This window comes from Pseudonocardia abyssalis (assembly GCF_019263705.2).
In the GTDB taxonomy this organism is placed as follows: domain Bacteria; phylum Actinomycetota; class Actinomycetes; order Mycobacteriales; family Pseudonocardiaceae; genus Pseudonocardia; species Pseudonocardia abyssalis.
The window spans coordinates 5,766,284-5,786,115 of sequence record NZ_JADQDK010000001.1 but is presented as its reverse complement, the minus strand read 5'-3'; the positions used below and the strand labels follow the sequence as shown (position 1 = coordinate 5,786,115).

21 protein-coding genes are annotated in these 19,832 nt (G+C 74.3%); 6 read left to right on the top strand and 15 right to left on the bottom strand.

Annotated elements, in window-relative coordinates:
• Positions 1 to 37: 37 nt before the first annotated feature.
• The 5 genes from I4I81_RS28565 to I4I81_RS28545 form a co-directional block, all read right to left on the bottom strand.
• Positions 38 to 1,108, bottom strand: coding sequence for an anti-sigma-D factor RsdA (locus I4I81_RS28565; protein ID WP_218602402.1), 1,071 nt, complete (start codon positions 1,106 to 1,108; stop codon positions 38 to 40).
• Positions 1,109 to 1,675 carry a sigma-70 family RNA polymerase sigma factor gene (locus tag I4I81_RS28560; protein WP_218602403.1) on the bottom strand — a complete coding sequence of 189 codons (567 nt, stop codon included), beginning with the start codon at positions 1,673 to 1,675 and terminating at the stop codon, positions 1,109 to 1,111.
• A gap of 252 nt (positions 1,676 to 1,927) precedes the next feature.
• Complete coding sequence (locus tag I4I81_RS28555; protein ID WP_075942692.1) at positions 1,928 to 2,524, bottom strand: response regulator transcription factor; 597 nt, start codon at positions 2,522 to 2,524, stop codon at positions 1,928 to 1,930.
• A 166-nt stretch (positions 2,525 to 2,690) separates the two neighbouring features.
• Complete coding sequence (locus I4I81_RS28550) at positions 2,691 to 3,533, bottom strand: hypothetical protein (protein WP_218602404.1); 843 nt, start codon at positions 3,531 to 3,533, stop codon at positions 2,691 to 2,693.
• A gap of 104 nt (positions 3,534 to 3,637) precedes the next feature.
• Positions 3,638 to 4,756, bottom strand: coding sequence for a MerR family transcriptional regulator (locus I4I81_RS28545; protein ID WP_218602405.1), 1,119 nt, complete (start codon positions 4,754 to 4,756; stop codon positions 3,638 to 3,640).
• 132 nt (positions 4,757 to 4,888) lie between these two features.
• Between I4I81_RS28545 and I4I81_RS28540 the strand changes: the two genes are divergently transcribed.
• The gene (locus tag I4I81_RS28540) at positions 4,889 to 5,215 is read left to right on the top strand and encodes a WhiB family transcriptional regulator (RefSeq protein ID WP_275967493.1); all 327 of its coding nucleotides are present in this window, start codon (positions 4,889 to 4,891) and stop codon (positions 5,213 to 5,215) included.
• 95 nt (positions 5,216 to 5,310) lie between these two features.
• On the opposite strand, the gene groL is transcribed toward I4I81_RS28540, so the two are convergent.
• A complete protein-coding gene (gene groL, locus I4I81_RS28535; RefSeq protein WP_218602406.1) occupies positions 5,311 to 6,936 on the bottom strand; it encodes a chaperonin GroEL in 1,626 nt (541 codons plus the stop codon).
• A 96-nt stretch (positions 6,937 to 7,032) separates the two neighbouring features.
• Positions 7,033 to 7,323 carry a co-chaperone GroES gene (groES, locus tag I4I81_RS28530; RefSeq protein WP_013677399.1) on the bottom strand — a complete coding sequence of 97 codons (291 nt, stop codon included), beginning with the start codon at positions 7,321 to 7,323 and terminating at the stop codon, positions 7,033 to 7,035.
• A gap of 218 nt (positions 7,324 to 7,541) precedes the next feature.
• Between groES and I4I81_RS28525 the strand changes: the two genes are divergently transcribed.
• The 3 genes from I4I81_RS28525 (at position 7,542) to I4I81_RS28515 (ending at position 10,924) form a co-directional block, all read left to right on the top strand.
• Positions 7,542 to 9,140, top strand: a complete 1,599-nt coding sequence (locus I4I81_RS28525; RefSeq protein ID WP_218602417.1) for an alkaline phosphatase D family protein — start codon at positions 7,542 to 7,544, stop codon at positions 9,138 to 9,140.
• A gap of 82 nt (positions 9,141 to 9,222) precedes the next feature.
• The gene (locus I4I81_RS28520; protein ID WP_218602407.1) at positions 9,223 to 9,990 is read left to right on the top strand and encodes a sulfite exporter TauE/SafE family protein; all 768 of its coding nucleotides are present in this window, start codon (positions 9,223 to 9,225) and stop codon (positions 9,988 to 9,990) included.
• Positions 9,991 to 10,000: 10 nt separating this feature from the next.
• Positions 10,001 to 10,924, top strand: a complete 924-nt coding sequence (locus I4I81_RS28515; RefSeq protein ID WP_218602408.1) for an aldo/keto reductase — start codon at positions 10,001 to 10,003, stop codon at positions 10,922 to 10,924.
• Here the strand turns inward: I4I81_RS28515 and tsaD are convergent.
• The 3 genes from tsaD to tsaB are packed head-to-tail and all read right to left on the bottom strand — an operon-like array spanning position 10,921 to position 13,069.
• Entirely contained in the window at positions 10,921 to 11,961 is a 1,041-nt protein-coding gene (tsaD, locus tag I4I81_RS28510; RefSeq protein ID WP_218602409.1) for a tRNA (adenosine(37)-N6)-threonylcarbamoyltransferase complex transferase subunit TsaD, read from the bottom strand. The genes I4I81_RS28515 and tsaD overlap by 4 nt on opposite strands.
• Positions 11,958 to 12,407 (bottom strand): ribosomal protein S18-alanine N-acetyltransferase, encoded by a 450-nt coding sequence (rimI, locus tag I4I81_RS28505; RefSeq protein ID WP_218602410.1) that lies wholly within the window; start codon positions 12,405 to 12,407, stop codon positions 11,958 to 11,960. Before rimI ends, tsaD begins: the two co-directional genes overlap by 4 nt.
• On the bottom strand, positions 12,404 to 13,069 hold the full coding sequence (gene tsaB, locus I4I81_RS28500) for a tRNA (adenosine(37)-N6)-threonylcarbamoyltransferase complex dimerization subunit type 1 TsaB (RefSeq protein ID WP_218602411.1): 666 nt from the start codon (positions 13,067 to 13,069) through the stop codon (positions 12,404 to 12,406). The genes rimI and tsaB overlap by 4 nt, the downstream gene beginning before the upstream one ends.
• 646 nt (positions 13,070 to 13,715) lie before the next feature.
• Here tsaB and I4I81_RS31295 point away from each other — a divergent pair.
• Positions 13,716 to 13,838 (top strand): hypothetical protein, encoded by a 123-nt coding sequence (locus tag I4I81_RS31295; protein WP_267460807.1) that lies wholly within the window; start codon positions 13,716 to 13,718, stop codon positions 13,836 to 13,838.
• A gap of 8 nt (positions 13,839 to 13,846) precedes the next feature.
• Here I4I81_RS31295 and I4I81_RS28495 read toward each other — a convergent pair whose 3' ends face one another.
• Genes I4I81_RS28495 through I4I81_RS28475 form a run of 5 tightly spaced genes read right to left on the bottom strand, consistent with a single transcriptional unit; the run spans position 13,847 to position 18,821 of the window.
• Positions 13,847 to 14,548 carry an HAD family hydrolase gene (locus I4I81_RS28495; protein ID WP_226363612.1) on the bottom strand — a complete coding sequence of 234 codons (702 nt, stop codon included), beginning with the start codon at positions 14,546 to 14,548 and terminating at the stop codon, positions 13,847 to 13,849.
• Positions 14,545 to 15,012, bottom strand: coding sequence for a tRNA (adenosine(37)-N6)-threonylcarbamoyltransferase complex ATPase subunit type 1 TsaE (tsaE, locus tag I4I81_RS28490; RefSeq protein ID WP_226363611.1), 468 nt, complete (start codon positions 15,010 to 15,012; stop codon positions 14,545 to 14,547). Before tsaE ends, I4I81_RS28495 begins: the two co-directional genes overlap by 4 nt.
• Positions 15,009 to 16,163 (bottom strand): alpha/beta fold hydrolase, encoded by a 1,155-nt coding sequence (locus I4I81_RS28485; protein ID WP_218602412.1) that lies wholly within the window; start codon positions 16,161 to 16,163, stop codon positions 15,009 to 15,011. Before I4I81_RS28485 ends, tsaE begins: the two co-directional genes overlap by 4 nt.
• Positions 16,160 to 17,305 (bottom strand): alanine racemase, encoded by a 1,146-nt coding sequence (gene alr / locus I4I81_RS28480; RefSeq protein WP_218602413.1) that lies wholly within the window; start codon positions 17,303 to 17,305, stop codon positions 16,160 to 16,162. The genes I4I81_RS28485 and alr overlap by 4 nt, the downstream gene beginning before the upstream one ends.
• A 58-nt stretch (positions 17,306 to 17,363) precedes the next feature.
• Positions 17,364 to 18,821: an NAD(P)H-hydrate dehydratase gene (locus I4I81_RS28475; RefSeq protein ID WP_218616454.1), complete on the bottom strand. Its 1,458-nt coding sequence runs from the start codon at positions 18,819 to 18,821 to the stop codon at positions 17,364 to 17,366.
• A gap of 126 nt (positions 18,822 to 18,947) precedes the next feature.
• Between I4I81_RS28475 and I4I81_RS28470 the strand changes: the two genes are divergently transcribed.
• The gene (locus tag I4I81_RS28470) at positions 18,948 to 19,799 is read left to right on the top strand and encodes a dienelactone hydrolase family protein (RefSeq protein WP_226363610.1); all 852 of its coding nucleotides are present in this window, start codon (positions 18,948 to 18,950) and stop codon (positions 19,797 to 19,799) included.
• Positions 19,800 to 19,832 lie beyond the last annotated feature (33 nt).

Here is a 19,832-nt window from a genome sequence, read left to right as displayed (position 1 = left end):
TCCCCTCACGGGGCCGGGCCGTTCGGCGTCGTACCGACTAGCTGGTGGTGGTCGGCTCCGACTCCGACCCCGCCGCGGTGGGCGTGCCCTCCTCGGTGGCCGTCGGGCCGAGGCCCTGACCGGAGGTGGTGGTGGTCGGGTCGGGGCTGCCCTCGCTGGTGGCGGACGAGGACCCGCCTTCGCTGGACGGGGTGGTGCCGGTGGTCGGCTCGACGCTCGGCGTGGCCGGCGACGGGGTCGCGTCGGCGCTGAGCGGGCTGACCGCCGGATCGGACGGCGACGTCGGAGCCGTCGTCGTGACTGCGCCGGACGGCGCCGGGGCGGGCGTCGTCGGGGCGCCCTCGGCGGCCGCGCGCGGCGGTACCGGACGGCGGGGGTCGGCGGCCAGCGGCGTGCCGGGCTGCACCGGCTTGCCCGGCGGGGTCTCGGCAGCCTTCGCCTCGAGGAAGCTCTGCACCTCGGCGAGCTCGGCGAGACCCTCCTCGGCACGGACGGCGACGAGGTCCTCCTCCGCCGCGGCGAGCGCGGCGGCGGCGACGTCGGGCTCACCGCGCGTCAGGGCGTCCTTGGCCTCGTTGATCCGGGACTCGACGCGCCCGGCGGCCTCGACCGACTCCGCCCGCTCGCTGTAGAGCACGCGGGAGACACCCCAGAGGGTGTCACCGGGCCGGGCGTCGGACGCACCGACGGACACACCACCGACGGTGAAGACGATCATCGCGGCGGCGGCCGCGAGCGGGAACAGGTGCCGGGCGCGCCGACCGGGGGGGCGGGATGCCGCCTGGATCGTGGCCATCGCCGTGTCGAGGTCGACGAGCTCGGGGAGCGGCTCGGAATCGACCTCCGCCCGCCAGGAGGCGAGCAGGGCGGCGACGTGGTCGTCGGCGTCGTACCCGCCGACACCGGGGGCCGAGACGGACATCCCGGCGGCGAGGGCGCTGATCAGCTCGTCGTCGGCCTGCACCGCGACGAGGTCGATCGGCTCCTCCGACACGTCCTTGAACGGGATCGGCTGCGTGCGCATCTTGTCCGGATGGAAGCCGTTGGTGCCGTTGGTGCGGCGGTGGCGAGGACTCGTCTCGCCGAAACCGCGTCGTTCGTCCTGCATCTAGACCACCTCCTCGGGCATCGACTTGCGGAGCCGGGCCAGGGCCCGGTGCTGTGCCACCCGGACCGCTCCGGGCGTGGAACCGACGGCCTCGGCCGTCTCCTCGGCCGACAGACCCACCACCACGCGCAGCACCAGGATCTCCCGCTGCTTCTCCGGGAGCTGTTCGAGGAGCCGCGCCATCTCGCCGGAGAGCTCCACGCGCAGGGCGCGCTGCTCCGGTCCGTCGGCGGTCTCGACCGAGTCCGGGAGATCCGCGAAGGGATCGGACTTGTTGCGGGTCGAGGCGCGGTGGGCATCGATCACCTTGTGTGACGCGATGCCGTAGACGAACGCGAGGAAGGGGCGCCCCTGGACCCGGTACCCGGGCAAGGCCGTCAGCACGGCCACACACACCTCCTGTGCGACGTCGTCCGCCGAGGCGAACGAACGCTCCCGACCCAGGCGCGCACGGCAGTAGCGCACGACCAAGGGCCGGATGATGGCGAGCACGTGCCCGACGGCGACTCGATCGCCCGCCATGGCGCGGGTGACGAGTTCGTCGGGAACGTCTGTCGTCTCACTCATCGCACTGTGTCGTCCGGGTGTTACGCAGCATCTTCGATCTCATCCGTTCGTGAGGGCGACCACGGAGAGTGTTCAACCGTGTCCTCAGTGCGGTCCACCGTAGCGAAGAGCCGGAGACCGCTGGAGCGGGTACCTCGACAGGGGGACGCACGGGAGCGGAGAAGGGTTGCCCGGATGTCGACACGGGCCGGACATGCAAACGGGTGCGTGGCCGCCGATACGGCGGCCACGCACCCGGACGTGCTGGTGGAGCTAGGAGACCAGACCGCGACGGAAGCCGTGCGCGACGGCCTGGGCCCGGTCACGCACGCCGAGCTTGCGGAACAGCCGGCGGGCGTGGGTCTTGACCGTGTCCTCGGACAGATAGAGCTCGCGCCCGATCTGGCCGTTGCTCTTGCCCTGGCTCATGCCCCGCAACACCTGGAGCTCGCGCTCCGTGAGCTGCACGCCGGGGTCCGTCGGGGCCCTCGGCGTGGGCACGGCCGTGCTCGCCAGAGTGTGGGCGAGTGCGGCCACCAGCTCGGGACGCGAGGCGTCCCAGCGCAGGTAACCGCGCGCGCCGCCCGCGATGGCCGCGGCGATGCTGCCCGCATCGTCGGGGGCTCCGAACACGATGACGTTGGCCTGGGGGTGTGCGGCGACCAGACGTCGCGTCGCCTCCACCCCGGTGGGCACCGCACGCTGGGTGCCTACCAGGACAACGTCGACCGGCTGCCGGGAGAACCGGGCCAGCAACTCGTCCCCGTGCGCAACGCAATCGATCCGGTGCACCCCCGGCACCGCGGACATCACGCGGGTCAGGCCTTCGCGGACGCTACGACGATCGTCGCAGATGAGTACCGTCGTCACGACGATTCCTTCCTGCAGCTTCCTGCAGCCGGGTGATGTGTCACCCCACGCATCGGCGGGTGACCGCTCCACCTTGACACGATCAGGGCCCTTTTGTGCCCTCCATTCGGGCGGGTTGCGCCGAGTGGCACTCGTCATGTGGGTGACGAAGTTCCGAATGGAGTAATTACATTACTGAGGTCCGTGCAGCACCCGACACCGGCTCCCCCGTCAGGCCCCTGCCCACGGGGTCACTGAGCTGGTAGAGGACGCTCGCCGTGAGTGTCGCGGCGTGTCGTCGGCGCGCCGGACCGCTCACCCTGCCGTTCGCCGCTTCGTGCGATCGATTCACCGCATCGTCGTTTGCGTTCGGTGTCGATCTGGTCACGGACGGCGACAGGTTGTCCCCCGACAGATCAGCTCCGGCCCATCGGGCGGGTACCGACAGGGGAAGCAGACCCGCGCGGTCGGCCGCCTCGGCCACCGCGTCCAGTTCAGTGAGAACTGCGCCGTTCGGGTGAGCAACGGCGCGGACGACCGCGAGCACGAGCCGGGACTTGACGACGTGCCGCACCGAGCCCGCCTCCCGGGCCCGGTCCAGCGCACGCCGTGCCGGATCCTCCCCGTCCGCCGCCCGGCCCGTGTACAGCGCCGACTCCGCCCGCACCCAGTCGATCCGCACCGCGGTCCGCCACGAGGGGTGCCGCAGCGCCTCTGCGGCGTCGAGCAGGCGGTCGGCCACCGGGTCGCCGACCCCGAGGGCGTCGGCGGCGAGCCCGACCAGCGCGTCGACCCCCGCCGCCGCGGCGTCGGTACCGTCCGGGCACGGCGGGTCGCCCGGCGCGATGGCGGCCAGTCGCAGTCCGCGCGCGTCGAGGGGTCGGGCGAGCGCGTGGCCACCCCGCTGCCTCAGGTGCGAGGCGAGCGTCACCGCGGCGTGCGAGGCGATCCCGACCGGCGTGCACGGGTCGGCCAGCAGTCGCTGCAACAGCGCCGCGGCCGCGGCGAAGCGGCCCTGCCCGCCGAGCACGACGGCAGCGCACCAGCGGTCGGCGGGCGTCGCGCCGGGACCGACGCGGACCGCCGCTCCCGGTGACGCACCGAACGCGGCGTCGCGGAGCCCGGCCGCCGCGGTCAGATCAGCACCGCCGCGGCGAGCTGTCGACCCGCGTCCGACAGCGAGACCAACGACCCGACGCGCGGGGGCAGCTCCGCCCCGGCCCAGCCCGGCCCGGCGACGTACGTGCGGAACCGCGGACGGGTGCGGGGCAACGACCGCAACAGCCCCAGGTCGGCACTCTGCGGGAGTTGCGACCAGAGGACGACGGCGGCCGGCGCGGTCCGTCGGATCGCGGCGACGAGCGCGTCGGAGGGCAGGTTGGAGCCCAGCGACCGGCACTCCACGTACCGGTCGGCCAGCGACGCGGCGAGTGCCGTCAGCGGCAGCGTGTGGTACTCCCCCGGCATCCCGGCGAGCAGCACCGGCCGGGGATTGCGCGCGGGGGCGGCCTCGGTGGCGTGCCGCCCGAACACCGCGATCACGCACTCGCTGATGAGGTGCTCGATCTCGATGCCGGCTCCGGTGTCGGCCCACCGCTGGGCCACCGCGGACAGCACGGGCCGGGCCACGGCGTCCCAGGTGTCCTCGACCCCGTCCGCCGCGATCGACTCCTCCAGCAGCTTCCGGATCGCCGCTGCGTCGAGGGCCAACGCCGCCCGGCCCAGCCCGCGGGCCCTACGACCCGCGCCCGGCAGCCGCAGCGCCCGGCCGCCTACCCGGACCCGGGTGGCGGCCCGACCGTCGCCGGTGTCGTCGGCGAGCAGCAGCGGCCCGCCCACGTCGGGCTCGTCCGCGTCGGGAGGGGTCCCGGACTCGGCCGGCAGCCGCCGGGGTCCGTCGGCGTCGGGGCGGGGCAGCCGGGCGGTGCGGGCGTACTCCGCGGCGTCGACGGGTGACGCCCCGCGCAGCAGCGCATGCTGCATCAGCTCCAGGCGCGCGACGTCGTCGGCCGCGTAGCGACGGTGACGGCCGGGCTCGTGCGCGCCGGGGCCGATGCCGTAGCGACGGTCCCAGGTGCGCAGCGTGGACGGGGCGATACCGAGCCGGCGGGCGACGGCGGCGACCGTGAGCTGCGGCACCCGCCCGTCCACCTCGGCCGCGACAGCGGACGCCGGCTCGTCGACCCGGGGGTCGTCCTGATCAGCGGTGACCGGCGGCGGGACCGGTGCGGCCGCCGTCGGCTCGGAGTGCATTGGACCATCGTGCGGGCCCGCTGCACGAAGGGCAACCGCATCCCCTACCTCCGCATACTTGAACAAGGTTTGAAGCGGTTCTACGATGGGGACTCCGACCTGGTAGACGGTCGTCGTTGAGGAGATGCAGTCGTGGCGGACATCAGAAGGCTCCCGGTCCCGGTGACCGACATCTGGGACTGGCAGATGCACGGATCGTGCCGCGGGATGGACAGCGGTTTCTTCTTCCACCCGGAGGGTGAACGGGGCCCGGCGCGGGTCAACCGCGAGGTGCGCGCCAAGCAGGTGTGCCTGACCTGTCCGGTCCTCGAACAGTGCCGGCGCCACGCGCTCACCGTCCACGAGCCGTACGGCGTGTGGGGCGGGCTCTCGGAGTCCGAGCGCGACGACATCATCCGCGGCCGGGAGCGCACGCTCAAGATGGCCGATCCCGCACCGGTGGTGCACGCACCCCGATGACGCCGGGTCCGGCGTCGCGTCAGGCCACGTCGGTTCCGTGAAGCAGAACGGGCCACCTCCTTCCGGAGGTGGCCCGTTCGTCGTGCGGGGTACTGCTAGTGACCGTGCCCGTGGCCGTGACCGCCACCGGCGGGGGCCGCCGGGGCGTCGGCGGGCTTGTCGACGACGGCACTCTCCGTGGTGAGCACCATGCGCGCGATCGACGCGGCGTTGACCACGGCGGAGCGCGTGACCTTCACCGGGTCGATGACGCCGTCGGCCAGTAGGTCGCCGAAGGTGAGGGTGGCGGCGTTGAAGCCGTGGCCCCACTCCTGCTCGGCGACCTTGTTGACGACGACCGAGCCCTCGAGGCCACCGTTGGCGGCGATCCAGAACAGCGGGGCCGACAGGGCCTTGCGGACGATCGAGACACCGGTGGCCTCGTCGCCGGTGAGGCCGAGGCCGCTCTCCAGCGTCTTGGCCGCCTGCACCAGCGCGGAACCGCCGCCGGGCACGATGCCCTCCTCGACCGCGGCGCGGGTGGCCGACACCGCGTCCTCGATGCGGTGCTTGCGCTCCTTGAGCGCGGTCTCGGTGGCCGCCCCGACCTTGATCACCGCGACGCCGCCGGCCAGCTTGGCCAGCCGCTCCTGCAGCTTCTCGGTGTCCCAGTCGGACGTGGCGTCCTTGATCTCGCGCTTGAGCAACGCGACGCGGTCGTCGACCGCGTCCTTGGAGCCGCCGCCCTCGACGAGGGTGGTGGCGTCCTTCGTGACGACGACGCGGCGCACCGTGCCCAGCAGGTCCAGCCCGGCCTCGGAGAGCTTGAGCCCGACCTCGGCGTTGATGACCGTGCCACCGGTGGCGATGGCCAGGTCCTCCATGAACCACTTGCGGCGGTCACCGAAGAACGGCGACTTGACCGCGGCGACCTTGACGGTCTTGCGGATCGAGTTGACGACCAGGGTCGAGAGCGCCTCGCCCTCGAGGTCCTCCGCGATGATGAGGAGGGGCTTGCCGTCGGCGAGCACCTTCTCCAGCAGCGGCAGCAGGTCGGCGATGGCACCGATCTTGTCGCGGTGCAGCAGGACGTAGGCGTTCTCCAGCACCGCCTCCATCGACTCCGAGTCCGTCACGAAGTACGGGGAGAGGTAGCCCTTGTCGAACTGCAGGCCCTCGGTGATCTCCAGCTCGGTGGCGAGCGTGGAGCCCTCCTCGATGGTGATCACGCCGTCCTTGCCGACGGCCTTGAGCGCCTCGCTGATCAGGTTGCCGATCTCCGCCTCGCGGGAGGCGATCGTGCCGACCTGGGCGATGTGCTCCTTGTCGTCGACGGGGACGGCCTTCTCCTTGAGGAAGGCGGCGACCGCGTCGGCGGCGGCGGAGATGCCCTTGCCCAGCGCCATCGGGTTCGCACCCGCGGCGACGTTGCGCAGGCCCGCGGCCACCATGGCCTGGGCGAGCACGGTGGCGGTGGTGGTGCCGTCGCCCGCGACATCGTTCGTGCGGGTGGCGACGGTCTTGGCGAGCTGGGCCCCGAGGTTCTCGAACGGGTCCTCGAGGTCGATCTCGCGGGCGATGGTGACCCCGTCGTTGGTGACGGTGGGACCACCGAACTTCTTGTCGATGACGACGTGCCTGCCACGCGGGCCGAGGGTGACCTTGACCGCGTCGGCGAGCTGGTTCACCCCGCGCTCCAGTGCGCGGCGGGTCTGCTCGTCGAAGCTGATCTGCTTCGGCATGTCCTGCCTCTCTGGGTTACTTCAAGAAATGCCGACGCCCCGGTGGCCCGCTCGGTCGAGGGACCACCGGGGCGGCGGTACTGCAGAACTACTGCGTCAGTTGACGACCGCGAGCACGTCGCGCGCGGAGAGGATGAGGTACTCCTCGCCGTTGTACTTGACCTCGGTGCCGCCGTACTTCGAGTAGATGACGACGTCGCCGACCGCTACGTCCAGCGGGACGCGGTTGCCGTTGTCGTCGATACGGCCGGGGCCGACCGCGAGGACCTTGCCCTCCTGGGGCTTCTCCTTGGCGGTGTCCGGGATGACGATGCCGGACGCGGTCGTGGTCTCCGCCTCGCTGGCCTGGACGACGATCTTGTCCTCGAGCGGCTTGATGTTCGCCACGACGATGACCTCCCCTTCGGGGTGTACGTGTATCGGCTCTGATCGGATACGACGCGAGACCGGTCGGGCTCCCCGCCGCCGCGGGTGCCGGGGTGCCGACGGTCGATCTCGGCGTGCGTTGGCACTCTACCCATGAGAGTGCCAATCCCTCAACGGTGGCCCGGCGTTCATCGGGTCGTGCCCTCCGGTCCACGCCGCGCACGGCCGGGTGACACACGCTGCCGGACGTGACCGTCGACGCGCGCACCTCCACCGACCGCCGATCCGTCCTGCTCGCCGGGGTCGCCGCCTCCGCCGTGCTGGCCGTCCCCACCGGCCTGCTGACGGCCGCGCCCGCCGCGGCGTCGGCCCGCCGGGGCGACCCGTTCACCCTCGGCGTCGCGTCCGGGGAGCCCGCGTCCGACGGGTTCGTGCTCTGGACCCGCCTCGCGGTCGACCCGTTGGCCGAGGACGGCCTCGGCGGGATGGGCGACCGGCACACCGACGTCGAGTGGGAGCTGGCCGAGGACGAGCGGTTCCGCCGGATCGTGCGCCGGGGCGTCGAGACCACCGGTCCGGGGCTGGGGCACAGCATCCACGTCGAGCTCGCCGGACTGCGTCCGGGCCGCGAGTACTTCTACCGCTTCCGTGCCGACGGAGCGGTGTCCCCGACCGGGCGCACCCGCACCGCGCCGCCGCCGTCGTCGATGGCCCCGCTGACGATGTGCTTCACCTCGTGCTCGCAGTTCGAGCACGGATTCTTCACCGCCTACGCGCGCCTGGCCGAGGACGAGCCGGACCTGGTGCTGCACCTGGGCGACTACCTCTACGAGTACGTCGCGAACGACTACGTGACCGAGCCGGGCAACGTGCGCGACCACGTCGGCCCGGAGACCTCGACGCTCGCGAACTACCGCCAGCGCCACGCGCAGTACAAGACCGACGCCGACCTGCGGACCGCGCACGCCGTCGCCCCGTGGCTGGTCGTGTTCGACGACCACGAGGTCGAGAACAACTGGGCCGACGACGTGCGCGAGCTGCCGCTCGACCCTCCGGGCGGCGACTTCGCCGACCGGAGGGCCGCGGCGTTCCGGGCGTACTGGGAGAACATGCCGCTGCGCGCCGCCCAGCGCCCCTCGGGCGTCGACATGCGGCTCTACCGGACCGTCGGCTGGGGTCGCACCGCCGCGTTCCACATGCTCGACACCCGCCAGTACCGCAGCGACCAGCCGTGCGACGACACGTTCCCGGCCACCTGCGACGCGCGGTCCGACGAGGCCGCGTCGCTGCCCGGTTCCGAGCAGGAGGCATGGCTCGCGGACCGCTTCGCGCAGTCGCGCGCCCGCTGGGACGTGCTCGGCCAGCAGGTGTTCTTCTCCCAGGTCGACTACGTACCCGGCGAGGCGCGGGGGTTCAACCCCGACGCGTGGGACGGCTACACCGCATCGCGCGACCGGGTCGTCGACTCGTGGGTGGAGGCGGGGTCGCGCAACGTCGTCGTCCTCACCGGGGACGTGCACGCGCACTGGGCCGCCGACGTCAAGCGACGCTTCGACGACCCCGGGTCGCCGGTGGTGGGCACCGAGCTGGTGTCGAGCTCGGTCACCTCGGGCGGCGACGGCTCGGAGACGAACGAGGAGACCGCGGGGCAGCTCGCCGACAACCCGCACATCCGGTTCTTCAACAACCGCCGCGGCTACGTCCGCACCCGGTTCACCGCCGACGAGCTGACGGCCGAGTTCCGCGTGCTGCCCTACGTCCAGCAAGCGGGGGCGCCGGTCGAGACGCGCGCGACGTTCGTGGTGGAGGACCGGCGGCCGGGGCTCAACCCCGCCTGAGGTGGCGTGCGCCCTAACCGCTCCCGCCGATCGCGGAGGAGGGTGCCGGAGCGGGCACCGGGGCCCGCCGGGAGGGGGCCCGATGACCGCGCTCGACGCCGTACTGATCCTGCTCGCCGGAACCGCGGCGGGGGCGATCAACGCCGCTGTGGGGTCCGGGTCGCTGATCACGTTCCCCACGCTCCTCGCGCTCGGCTTCCCGCCGGTGCTCGCGAACGTCTCCAACAACATCGGGCTAGTGCCCGGCGGGGCCGCGAGCGTGTGGGGATACCGTCGCGAGCTCGCCGACCAGCGACGGCGGCTGCTCGTGCTCGGGTCGATGTCGGTGGTCGGCGGCACCGCGGGGGCGGTGCTGCTGCTCGTGCTTCCCGCCACGGCGTTCCGGGCGGTGGTGCCGGTACTGATCGGGCTCGCGGTGCTGCTGGTCGCCGTGCACCCGTGGATCGCGCGGGCACTCGCGCGGCGGCCCGAGCGGGCCGGGCGGCGCGACGTCGGACCGGCGGCGCTGGTCGCCACCGCCGCGTGCGGTGTCTACGGCGGCTACTTCGGCGGCGCGCAGGGCATCCTGCTCGTCGGGCTGCTGGGCACGGTGATGACGGAGACCCTGCAGCGCCTCAACGCCCTCAAGAACGGGCTCGTGACCTGCGTCAACGCGGTCGCGGCCGTCACCTTCCTGATCGTCGCCCCCGATCGGGTCGACTGGCGGATCGTCGGGCTGATCGCCGTCGGGTCGTCGGTGGGCGGGCTGATCGGGTCCCGGATCGGTCGGCGGCTCCCCCAGCCGGTGCTGCGCGGCGTGATCGTCGTCGTCGGGGTCGTGGCGATCGTGAACCTGCTGCGCCCGGCGTAGCGTCGGCGGCATGGAGAGGATCGGTTCTCTGGAGGTGTCCCGGCTCTGCCTGGGCGCGAACGTGTTCGGGTGGACGGCCGACCGGGAAGCGTCGTTCGCGGTGCTCGACGGCTTCGTCGCGGCGGGCGGCACCGTGATCGACACGGCCGACTCCTACATGTGGCGGGTCCCCGGCAACTCCGGCGGCGAGTCCGAGACGATCATCGGCGACTGGATGGCCGAGCGCGGCAACCGCGACGAGGTCGTCATCGCGACGAAGGTGGGCTCGCTCCCGACCCGCCCGGGCCTGTCGGCGGCGAACATCCGCGCGGCGTGCGAGGACTCGCTGCGGCGGCTGCGCACCGACCGGATCGACCTGTACTGGGCCCACAAGGACGACCCCGACACCCCGCAGGAGGAGACCCTCGGAGCGTTCGACGCGCTCGTCCGCATCGGGTCGGTGCGCGAGATCGGCGCCTCCAACTTCTCCGCCGACCGGCTGCGCAGCGCACTCGACCTCTCCGCGGGTACCACGTCCTACGTCGCCGCCCAGCCGCACTACAACCTGATGGAGCGCGCGGAGTTCGAAGCCGGGCTGGCCCCGCTGCTGGCCGCCGAGGGGATCGCGTGCCTGCCGTACTACGCGCTGGCCAAGGGTTTCCTCACCGGCAAGTACCGGACCGGCGGGCCGGACGTCGCAAGCGTCCGGGCCGAGGGGGCGCTGGCCTACCTCGACGACCGCGGCACCGCGGTACTCGCCGCGCTCGACGAGATCGGCGTCGCGCACGACGTGCCGGTGGCGGCGGTCGCGCTGGCCTGGCTCGCGGCACAGCCGACGGTCGCCGCACCGATCGCGAGTGCCCGCACCCCGGAACAGCTCACCGCCCTGCTCCCGGCGCTGACCCTGGAGCTGGGTGCCGACGAGCTGGCCCGTCTCACCGCGGCCGGCGTCTAGCTACCCACCAGCACCTCGGTGACCGGCATCGACGAGTCGGCCGGGAGGTCCAGCGGACTGGCGGCCGCCCCGCCCGCGAGCAGGTGCGCCCCCAGTGCCGCGACCATCGCCCCGTTGTCGGTGCACAGGCCGGGGCGCGGCACGCGCAGGACGATGCCGGCGGCGTCGCAGCGCTCCTGGGCGAGCGCGCGGAGCCGCGAGTTGGCCGCGACTCCCCCGCCGAGCAGCAGCGTCTCCATACCCCGCTCACGGGCCGCGCGCACGGCCTTCGCGGTGAGCACGTCCACGACGGCCTCCTGGAAGCTCGCCGCGACGTCGGCCACCGGCACCGGGGTGCCCGCCCGCTCCAGCGCCTCGACGTGCCGCGCCACCGCGGTCTTGAGGCCGGAGAAGGAGAAGTCGAACGAGGCGTCGCGGGGGCCGGTGAGTCCGCGCGGGAACGCGACCGCGCGCGGGTCGCCGTCGCGGGCCACGCGGTCGACGTGCGGACCGCCGGGGAACGGCAGGCCCAGCAGGCGGGCGATCTTGTCGAACGCCTCCCCCGCCGCGTCGTCGATCGTGGCGCCGAGCGGGGTGACGGGCCCTGCGATGTCGGGCACGTCGAGCAGGCTGGAGTGCCCGCCGGAGACCAGCAGCGCGAGGCACGGCGGCAGCGGGCCGTGCTGCAGCGTATCGACGGCGACGTGCGCGGCGAGGTGGTTGACGCCGTAGAGCGGCACGTCCCAGGCGGTGGCGTAGGCCTTCGCGGCCGCCACCCCGACGAGCAGAGCGCCGGTGAGCCCCGGACCCGCCGTGACGGCCACGGCGTCGACGTCGCGGGCGGCGATCCCGGCCGCGGCGAGCGCACGGCGCACCGCGGGCACCATGGCCTGCAGGTGGGCGCGGGACGCGACCTCCGGCACCACCCCGCCGAAGCGCGCGTGCTCGTCGACCGAGGACGCAACCTCGTTGGCCAGCAGCGCGACCGCGCCGCCCTCGGTACGCACGATCCCGACGCCGGTCTCGTCGCACGAGGTCTCGATGCCCAGGACGATCATCGGGCGTCCCTCCGCATCGTGTGGGCGTCGGCCCCGCTGGGCCGGTAGTAGCGCCTGCGCAGGCCGACCACGGTGAAGCCCTCCGACTCGTAGAGCGTGCGCGCGGGCTCGTTGTCGGTGCGGACCTCCAGGAACACCGTGGCCCGCTCCGCGTCGGCCACCTCCAGCAGTTCGCGCAGCAACGTGCGGCCGATCCCGCGGCCCTGGTGCGACGGGTCGACGCCGATCGTGTGGATCTCGGCCTCGGCCTGCGGCGGCCCGGCGACGAAGGCGAGCCCGGCGTAGCCGACGAGCATGTCGCCGTCGCGCGCGGCGCGGTAGAGGTGCCCCATCCGCACCTCGTCGCGGAAGGCGCGCTCGCTCCACGGGTCGTCCTCGGGGAAGAGCAGCTTCTCCAGCTCGGCGCAGCGGGGGGCGTCGTCCTCGCGCAGCTCGTCGGTGGTCATCGGGCGCTCACCTTCTTGCGCGCTCCCGGCTCCTGGGCGTCGGGACGGCGCAGGTACAGCGGCTCCAACGGCCCGGGATCGACCCCCGACCGCACCGCCGCGGCGGCGGCGGCAACCAGCCCCCGCGGCGACGGCGCGGCGGGTTCGCGCACCGGCCACCCGAGCCCCGCGGCCGACCCGCCCGCCGCGGCGGTCACGGACAGACCGCGCCCGACCAGCGCCGCCGGGGACTCCACGTGCGGGCCGTCCACCCGCGCCCCGGACCCGTCGTAGGCGGCCCAGTAGACCTCGCGGCGCCGGGCGTCGGTGACGACGAGCAGCGACGCGGTGTCCGGAGCCGTGGCGTCGGCGGCGATCGCGTCGAGGGTGCACACCCCGTGCACGGGAACGGCGAGCGCGTCGCCCAGCGCGGCGGCGGTGACCATCCCGACCCGCAGCCCGGTGAACGGGCCCGGCCCGGTGCCGACGACGACCGCGTCGATCTCCTGCAGCGCGATCCCGGCGTCGGCACACGCGCCGAGCACGCCCGGCATGAGCAGCTCCGCGTGCTTGCGGGGATCGTCCACGACGCGCACCGACCGGGGCACGACCGCGTCGGGGGTCAGTTCGACGACGCCCGCCGTGACGGCGGTCGTCGCGGTGTCCAGGGCCAGCACGAGCACCCGCCCAGGCTACGAGCGTCGGTTCCGGCCCGTGCCGACGGGCCGCCGACCTGTGGACAACTCTCGTCGATGTGGACAACTCGCGATCGTGGTCGGGGCCCGTGCCGGGTCCTGTCGGGGCCCGGTCGGATCGTCGGCGCCATGACCGAGACACCCCGAACCGTCGCCCTGTCCACTGCCGTCGCCGCGGCCCGCGAGCGGCACCGCGAGCTGATCGACGCCGCGATCGCGTGGCAGTCCGGGCGTGAACGCCGGACCGATCCCGACCACTTCGCCCTCCTCTGTGCGGCCACCGAGCCCGATCCCGAGGCCACGACCAGGCGGTGGACCCGCACCGGCACCTACGGCGTCGTGCGCCGCGGCATCCCGAACCGGTGCTCGCGCAACCGGTGCCCGTGCCCGGCGGAGATCGTCGACGCCGTGTGGGACTGGTTCGACTTCCTGCACGCCACCGGGCGCCTGGATCCCGACAGCGATCCGCTCGCGGAGCTGCGCAAGCCCCTCATCTGCTTCGGAGGGCTCGACCAGGACGGCCGGGCGCTGCCCGACGGCGAACCGCGGCAGGTCGGGTGCGAGTGCTTCCTGCCCTACCGGGAGACCACGGAGCTGCTGGGCGAACTGGTGCAGCAGGCTGAGCGGTCCGGGGGTGATCCGCTCGATGCGCTGCGCCGCGCGGTGGGCCGGCCCCACCCCGGCCCAGGACCCGTGGGAGTGGGACGAACCCGACGACCGGCCGTACGGCTCGCCGTGGACGGCGTCCGGGCCGTGAGCGCCGCCTCACCAGTCGGCGAGCAGCTCCGGGAGGTCGGCGAGGCTCGCGATCACGCCGTCGGGGTGCACGTCCACCGGCACCTGCTGCACCGCCGGGATGTCGGAGTGCGGCACCAGCACCGCCTTCATCCCGACGCTCTTGGCACCGCTGATGTCGTCGTAGGGTCGGTCGCCGACGTACACGCAGCGCTCGGGGTGCGCCATGCCCAGCGCGTCCATCGCGGCGCGGAACGCCGTGGGATGCGGCTTGGTGTAGGCCAGGTCGCTGCTCCACACGCAGGCGTCGAAGAGGTCGAACACGCCGTCGCGGCTCAACCAGTCCTCGTGCCACTGCGCGGGCCAGGCCGTGGAGGAGAGCACGCCGAGCAGCAGGCCGCGTTCGCGCAGCTCGGTGAGCATCGGCGCGGCTTCGGGGTCGGTGCGCGTGGCCTGCACCCAGAACCCGCGGTACGCCTCCAGCGCCGACGGGTCGTGACCGGCCTCCGCGTCGGCGATCAGCTCCGCGGTGGTGAACGCGCGGTGGGAGTCGCGGACGGTGGCCCACCGGGCCGCCTCGGCCGTGGCGAGCGCCACCGCGAGCTCCGCCGCGCGCGCGTCGTCGTCCGCGTGCCGCGTGCTCACATAGGCGCGCCACGCGTCGTGCGGGTCCAGGGAGGTCCAGGGCGTCAGCGTGCCGCCCCAGTCGAAGATCACGGCCTCGATCGTCACGGGGCCTCCACCCGCACCACGGTCGCCACGCGCACGTCGTCGGGTCGGCGGTGCAGGCGCACGAGCAGGTGCCTCGCCGAGAGCCGCTCCGCCACGCCCTCGCCCCACTCCACGGCCACCACGGCGTCGGCGAGGTCGGTGTCGAGGTCGAGGTCGTCCAGCTCCGCGGCCACGTCGGCGGCCATCCCGAGGCGGTACGCGTCGACGTGCACCAGCGGCACCCCGCGCGGTCCGGCGCGGTGCTCACGGGCGATCACGAACGTCGGCGACGTCACCGGGCCGGTCACCCCGAGCCCGCGGGCGAGCCCCCGCACGAACGCCGTCTTGCCCGCGCCGAGCGGGCCCGACAGCACCACCAGGTCACCTGCCGTGAGCCCTGCGGCCAGGCGCTCGCCCAGCGCCTCGGTGTCGGCGACGTCGGGCAGCTCCAGGGCGGTGTCGACCGGCACCCCGGCCGCGCTCACGCCCGCCGCCGGAACCGCCGCGGCCTGCCCTGGCCGGTGTCGGTGGCCGACCCGTCGTCGATGCGGGCCGCACTGCGCTGCAGCAGCGCGATCAGCGCCTGGTCCATCACCTCGTGCCGCTCCAGCATCGGCAGGTGCCCCACGCCGGGGAAGCGCACCAGCGCCGCATCGGGCAGCTCGGCCGCGATCCGCTCGGAGTGCGCGAACGGGATCACGCGGTCGGCCTCGCCCGCGGCCACGAGCACCTCGCAGCCCGCGAGTGCGGGCAGTGCCGCCACCCGGTCGTGGGTGCCCACGGTGTCGACGAAGTCGGTGAGCGCGTCCACCGCGTTGGAGCTGATCATCGTGTCGACCAGGTCGACCAGCCAGGGGGCGACGCTGCGGTCGCCGTACGCGAAGCTGCGGGTGATCGCCCAGATCAGGTCGCCCGCCACGCCACGCACCACGTCCACGAGCGTGGGCTGCAGCCGGGCGAGCAGGCCGACACCGCGGGTCAGCGGGTTGCGCCGCGACAGCAGGGCCCCCTGCAGGCCGGCACTCGCCACCTCGCCCGCCGAGGTGGCGACGAGTGCCACCCCGAGCACGCGGTCGGTGAACAGCTCCGGGTGCTGCTCGGCCAGCGCCATGAGCGTCATCCCGCCCATGGAGTGCCCCACGAGCACCAGCGGGCCCTCCGGGGCCAGTGCGCGGATCACGGCGTCGAGGTCGTGGCCGAGCTGCTCGATCGTGCAACTCTCCCGCGAGGCGCGCTCGGAACGCCCGTGGCTGCGCTGGTCGTACAGGACCAGTCGCACGGCGGGGTCGGTGAGCTCGGCCAACGACCTGCGCTGGAAGTGCCAGGTGCGCCGGTCCAGTGCGAACCCGTGCACGAGCACGACGGTGAGCACGGGCGCGTCGTCGGGGCCCTCGGAGAGGTTGATCTCCTCGCACGACAGCCGCACGCCGTCGTCGGCCGTCACCGACGACGGTTCCCCCGGCGGCAGCACGCCCGGCTCGGAGCTGCCCTCCGACATCTGGGTGGCGAGCCTGCGCCGCGCCGTGGAGATCTGCTTGCGCTTGCGGGCGGCCGCGCCGACCGCCACACCCGTGGCGGCCGCGCCGACCACGCCGCCCGCCACACCGACGGTCTGCCAGACCCCGGGCCGCTTCACGGCGACCCCACCGGGGTGCGGGTCACGCGGTTGCCGTGCACGCCGGTGGCGATCTCGTAGTGGATCGTGTCGAGCTCGTCGGCCCAGTCCTGCGCGGTGGGTCCGCCGTCGTCGCCCGGCCCGAACAGCACCGCGTGGTCACCCGCCCGCACGTCGCTGTCGAGGCCGCAGTCGACCACCACCTGGTCCATGCAGACCCGTCCGACCACCGGCCGCAGCCGGCCCCCGAGCAGCACCTGCATCCGGGAGTTGCGGTTCAGCCGGCGCGGCACCCCGTCGGCGTAGCCCGCGGGGATCAGCGCCAGCGTCGTCTCCGCCGGGGTGGTCCATTCGTGGCCGTAGGACACGCCCTCCCCGGCGGGCACCCGCTTCACCAGTGCGACGCGGGCCCGCAGTGTCATCACCGGGCGCAGCGGACTCTCCTCGACGGGCCGGTCGAGCGGGTCGAGCCCGTACACGGCGATGCCCGGCCGGACGATGTCGAAGTGGAGGTCGGGGCGGGTGAGGGTGGCCGCGGAGTTCGCGAGGTGACGCAGTGGGGCGAGCCCGCGGTCCCGCGCGGCCTGCCAGGCCTCGTTCAGCCGGACGGCCTGCCGGTCCAGCGTCGGATGGTGCGGGGCGTCGGCGTGCGCGAGGTGCGACCAGACGGCCACCACCTCGCAGGTGCCGTCGGCGGAGGCCTTCGCGGCGTCGTCGAGCAGGTCGCCCCACTCCGCGGCGGGCGCACCGTTGCGGGAGAGCCCGGTGTCGATCTTGAGGTGCAGCCGCACCGGGCGACCGGCGGTCCGCGCCCCGGCCAGCACGGCGGCCAGGTGCTCGCGGGAGGCGACCGACAGGTCGACGTCGGCCGCGATCGCGGCCGCGAAGTCGTCGTCGGGCACGTGCAGCCACGACAGCAGCGGCGCCGTGACGCCCGCCGCCCGCAGCTCCAGCGCCTCCTCGATCGTGCAGACGCCCAGCCACGTCGCCCCGGCAGACAGTGCGGCCCGCGCTACCGGCACGGCTCCGTGGCCGTACCCGTCGGCCTTGACCACGGCCATGACCTGGGCATCCGCGGCTGCAGCGGTGAGCACCCCGATGTTGTGGCGCACGGCGTCGAGGTCGATCACCGCCTCGACCCGGGCCGTCCCCGACGAAGTCACGACGGCATCATCGCATCACCGGCCGGGGCCGGGGGTCCCCCGGAGGGCGTGCGCCGCCTCACTGCGCACGATCTTGGGCGGCGGACGTCCGGAACAGGGAGCGGACCGCCGCCGGGATGGCGGCCTGCAGCAGCGAGGCCGGGGCGGGCGCGCCGTCGGCGGCGAGCCCGGCGGCGCGGGCGTGCACGAACGCGGCACACCCCGCCGCCCACCACGGCTCCAGCCCGGCGGCGAGCAGCGCCCCGATGATCCCGGACAGCACGTCTCCCGACCCCGCCGTGGCCGCCCACGACGTCGTCGACGGGTGCACGAGCGCGCGCCCGTCCGGGGCCGCGACGACCGTCGCGTGGCCCTTGAGCAGCACCGTCACGCCGAGGTCGGCGGCCGCGCGCCGGGCCGCGCCGATCCGGTCGGCGCCCACATCCCCGGCCAGTCGGGCGAACTCGCGGTCGTGCGGGGTCACCACGACCGGTCTGCCGCGAACGGCGTCGCGCAGGTCGGCGTGCGCGGCGAGCAGGGTGATCGCGTCGGCGTCGAGGCACAGGGGCACGTCGCGGTCCAGGGCGGCGCGGACGGTGGCGCGCCCGGCGTCGTCGGTGCCCGAGCCGGGCCCGACCGTCCAGGCCTGGGTCCGCCCCGCCCCGTCGACGTCCGGGGTCGCCACGACCTCGGGCCACCGTGCGTGCACGGCCTCGGCCCCGGTGCCCGCGTAGCGCACCATCCCGCTGGTCGCGAGCACCGCGGCACCCGCCGCGAGCACGGCCGCCCCCGGGTAGACCGCCGAGCCGGCCGCGATTCCGACGACACCCTGTGTGTACTTGTCGTCGGCCGGGCCGGGGATCGGCCAGCGGGCGGCGACATCGGCGGCCTCGAGCACCTGCGCGTGCGGCTCGGGCAGGTGCGGTCCCAGCCCGAAGTCGACGAGGTGCACCGGCCCGCACGACGGTGCGGCCAGCGCGTGCACCGGCTTGCGGGCCCCGAAGGTCACGGTCGCGGTGGCGCGGACCGCGGGGTCGTGGACCTCGCCGGTGTCGGTGTCGACGCCGCTGGGCAGGTCCACGGCCACGACCGGCACGCCGGCCCGTGCGGCCGCGGCCACCAGCCCGGCCCCCGGTTCCCGCACCGCACCGCGTCCGGAGATCCCGACGATCCCGTCGACCACCAGGTCGGCCCGTCCCACCAGCTCCGCGGCCCCGACGACCCCGACGACCCGGCCCCCGACCCGCCGCAGCGCCGCCAGCCCCGGCTCGTACGCGCGGTCCGGCACGAGCAGCACCGCCGTCACCGCGACGCCACGGCGGCGCAGCTCGTACCCGGCCCACAGGGCGTCGCCGCCGTTGTGTCCCGCCCCGACGAGCAGCACCACGTGCCGGCCGGTGACGGCGGGCCCGAGCTCCACGCGCACCCGCACCGCGAGCCCGTACGCGGCGCGCCGCATGATCGTCTCGCCCGGGACCCGCCGCATCATCGACGCCTCGGCGTCCCGGATCTGGTCGGCCGTCCACACACCCCACATGGGGGCGACAGTAGGCGCGCCTGCGGGCGTCGGCCGGTCCCGTCGGGGGTCACCGCCGTCGACACGATCGGGTCACGCCCGTCCCGGACCGGCGACGAGCGGGCCGCGGTACTACGGTTCTGCGCTGTGACCCGGACCCGATCGTCCTCGCCCGACGCGGTGCACGCGCAGCTCTCCGGGCTGCGCGGCGGCAAGGACGCGCTCGACCAGCTCTCCCGCCCGGGGCCCCTCACCGCGCTGCGCGGCGATCTCGGCATGGTCGGCATCCCCGGCGTCGTCTTCGCGCCGGAGGAGGGCCTCGGCCTCGCCGCCGTCGCGTTCGGGCACGACTGGCTCCAGCCCGCCGACCGCTACGCCGACCTGCTGCGCCACCTCGCCACCTGGGGCATCGTCGCGGCCGCCCCGGGCAGCCACCGCGGTGCGCTGCCGAGCCACGCCGGGTTCGCCGCCGACCTGCGCACCACGCTCGACGTCTGCGCGGGGGTGCGGCTGGGTGACGGCCGGATCAGCGTCGACGCCCGCCGCACCGCGTTCGCCGGCCACGGCATCGGCGGCGGTGCTGCGATCCTCGCGGCCGCCGGGCACTCCCGCGTCCGGGCGGTCGTGTCGATCGCGATCGCGCAGACCCGCCCGTCGGCCCTCGACGCGGCCCGCACGGTCACGGTCCCGACGCTGCACCTCGCCGCGGGCAACGACACCGTCTCCCCCGCAACCGGCCACGCCGAGCCGGTCGCCATGGCCGCGGGCGGCCCGGTCGTGCTGCGGACGCTGAAGAAGGCCACCCACACCGGTTTCCTCGACGGCATCCACTGGAGCGACCTGCTCCTCTCCGGCAGCCCCGACGCGAAGACCCGCCGCCTCACCCGCGGCCTGGTCACCGCGTTCCTGCTGCGCGAGCTGTGCGACGAGACCGGTGCGCCGCTCGACGAACTGGTCGACGGCAAGGTCGCGGGCACCGAGGTCGTCGCCCGATCCTGATCCGGGCCGGGACGACCCGGCCACCGGGCAGGC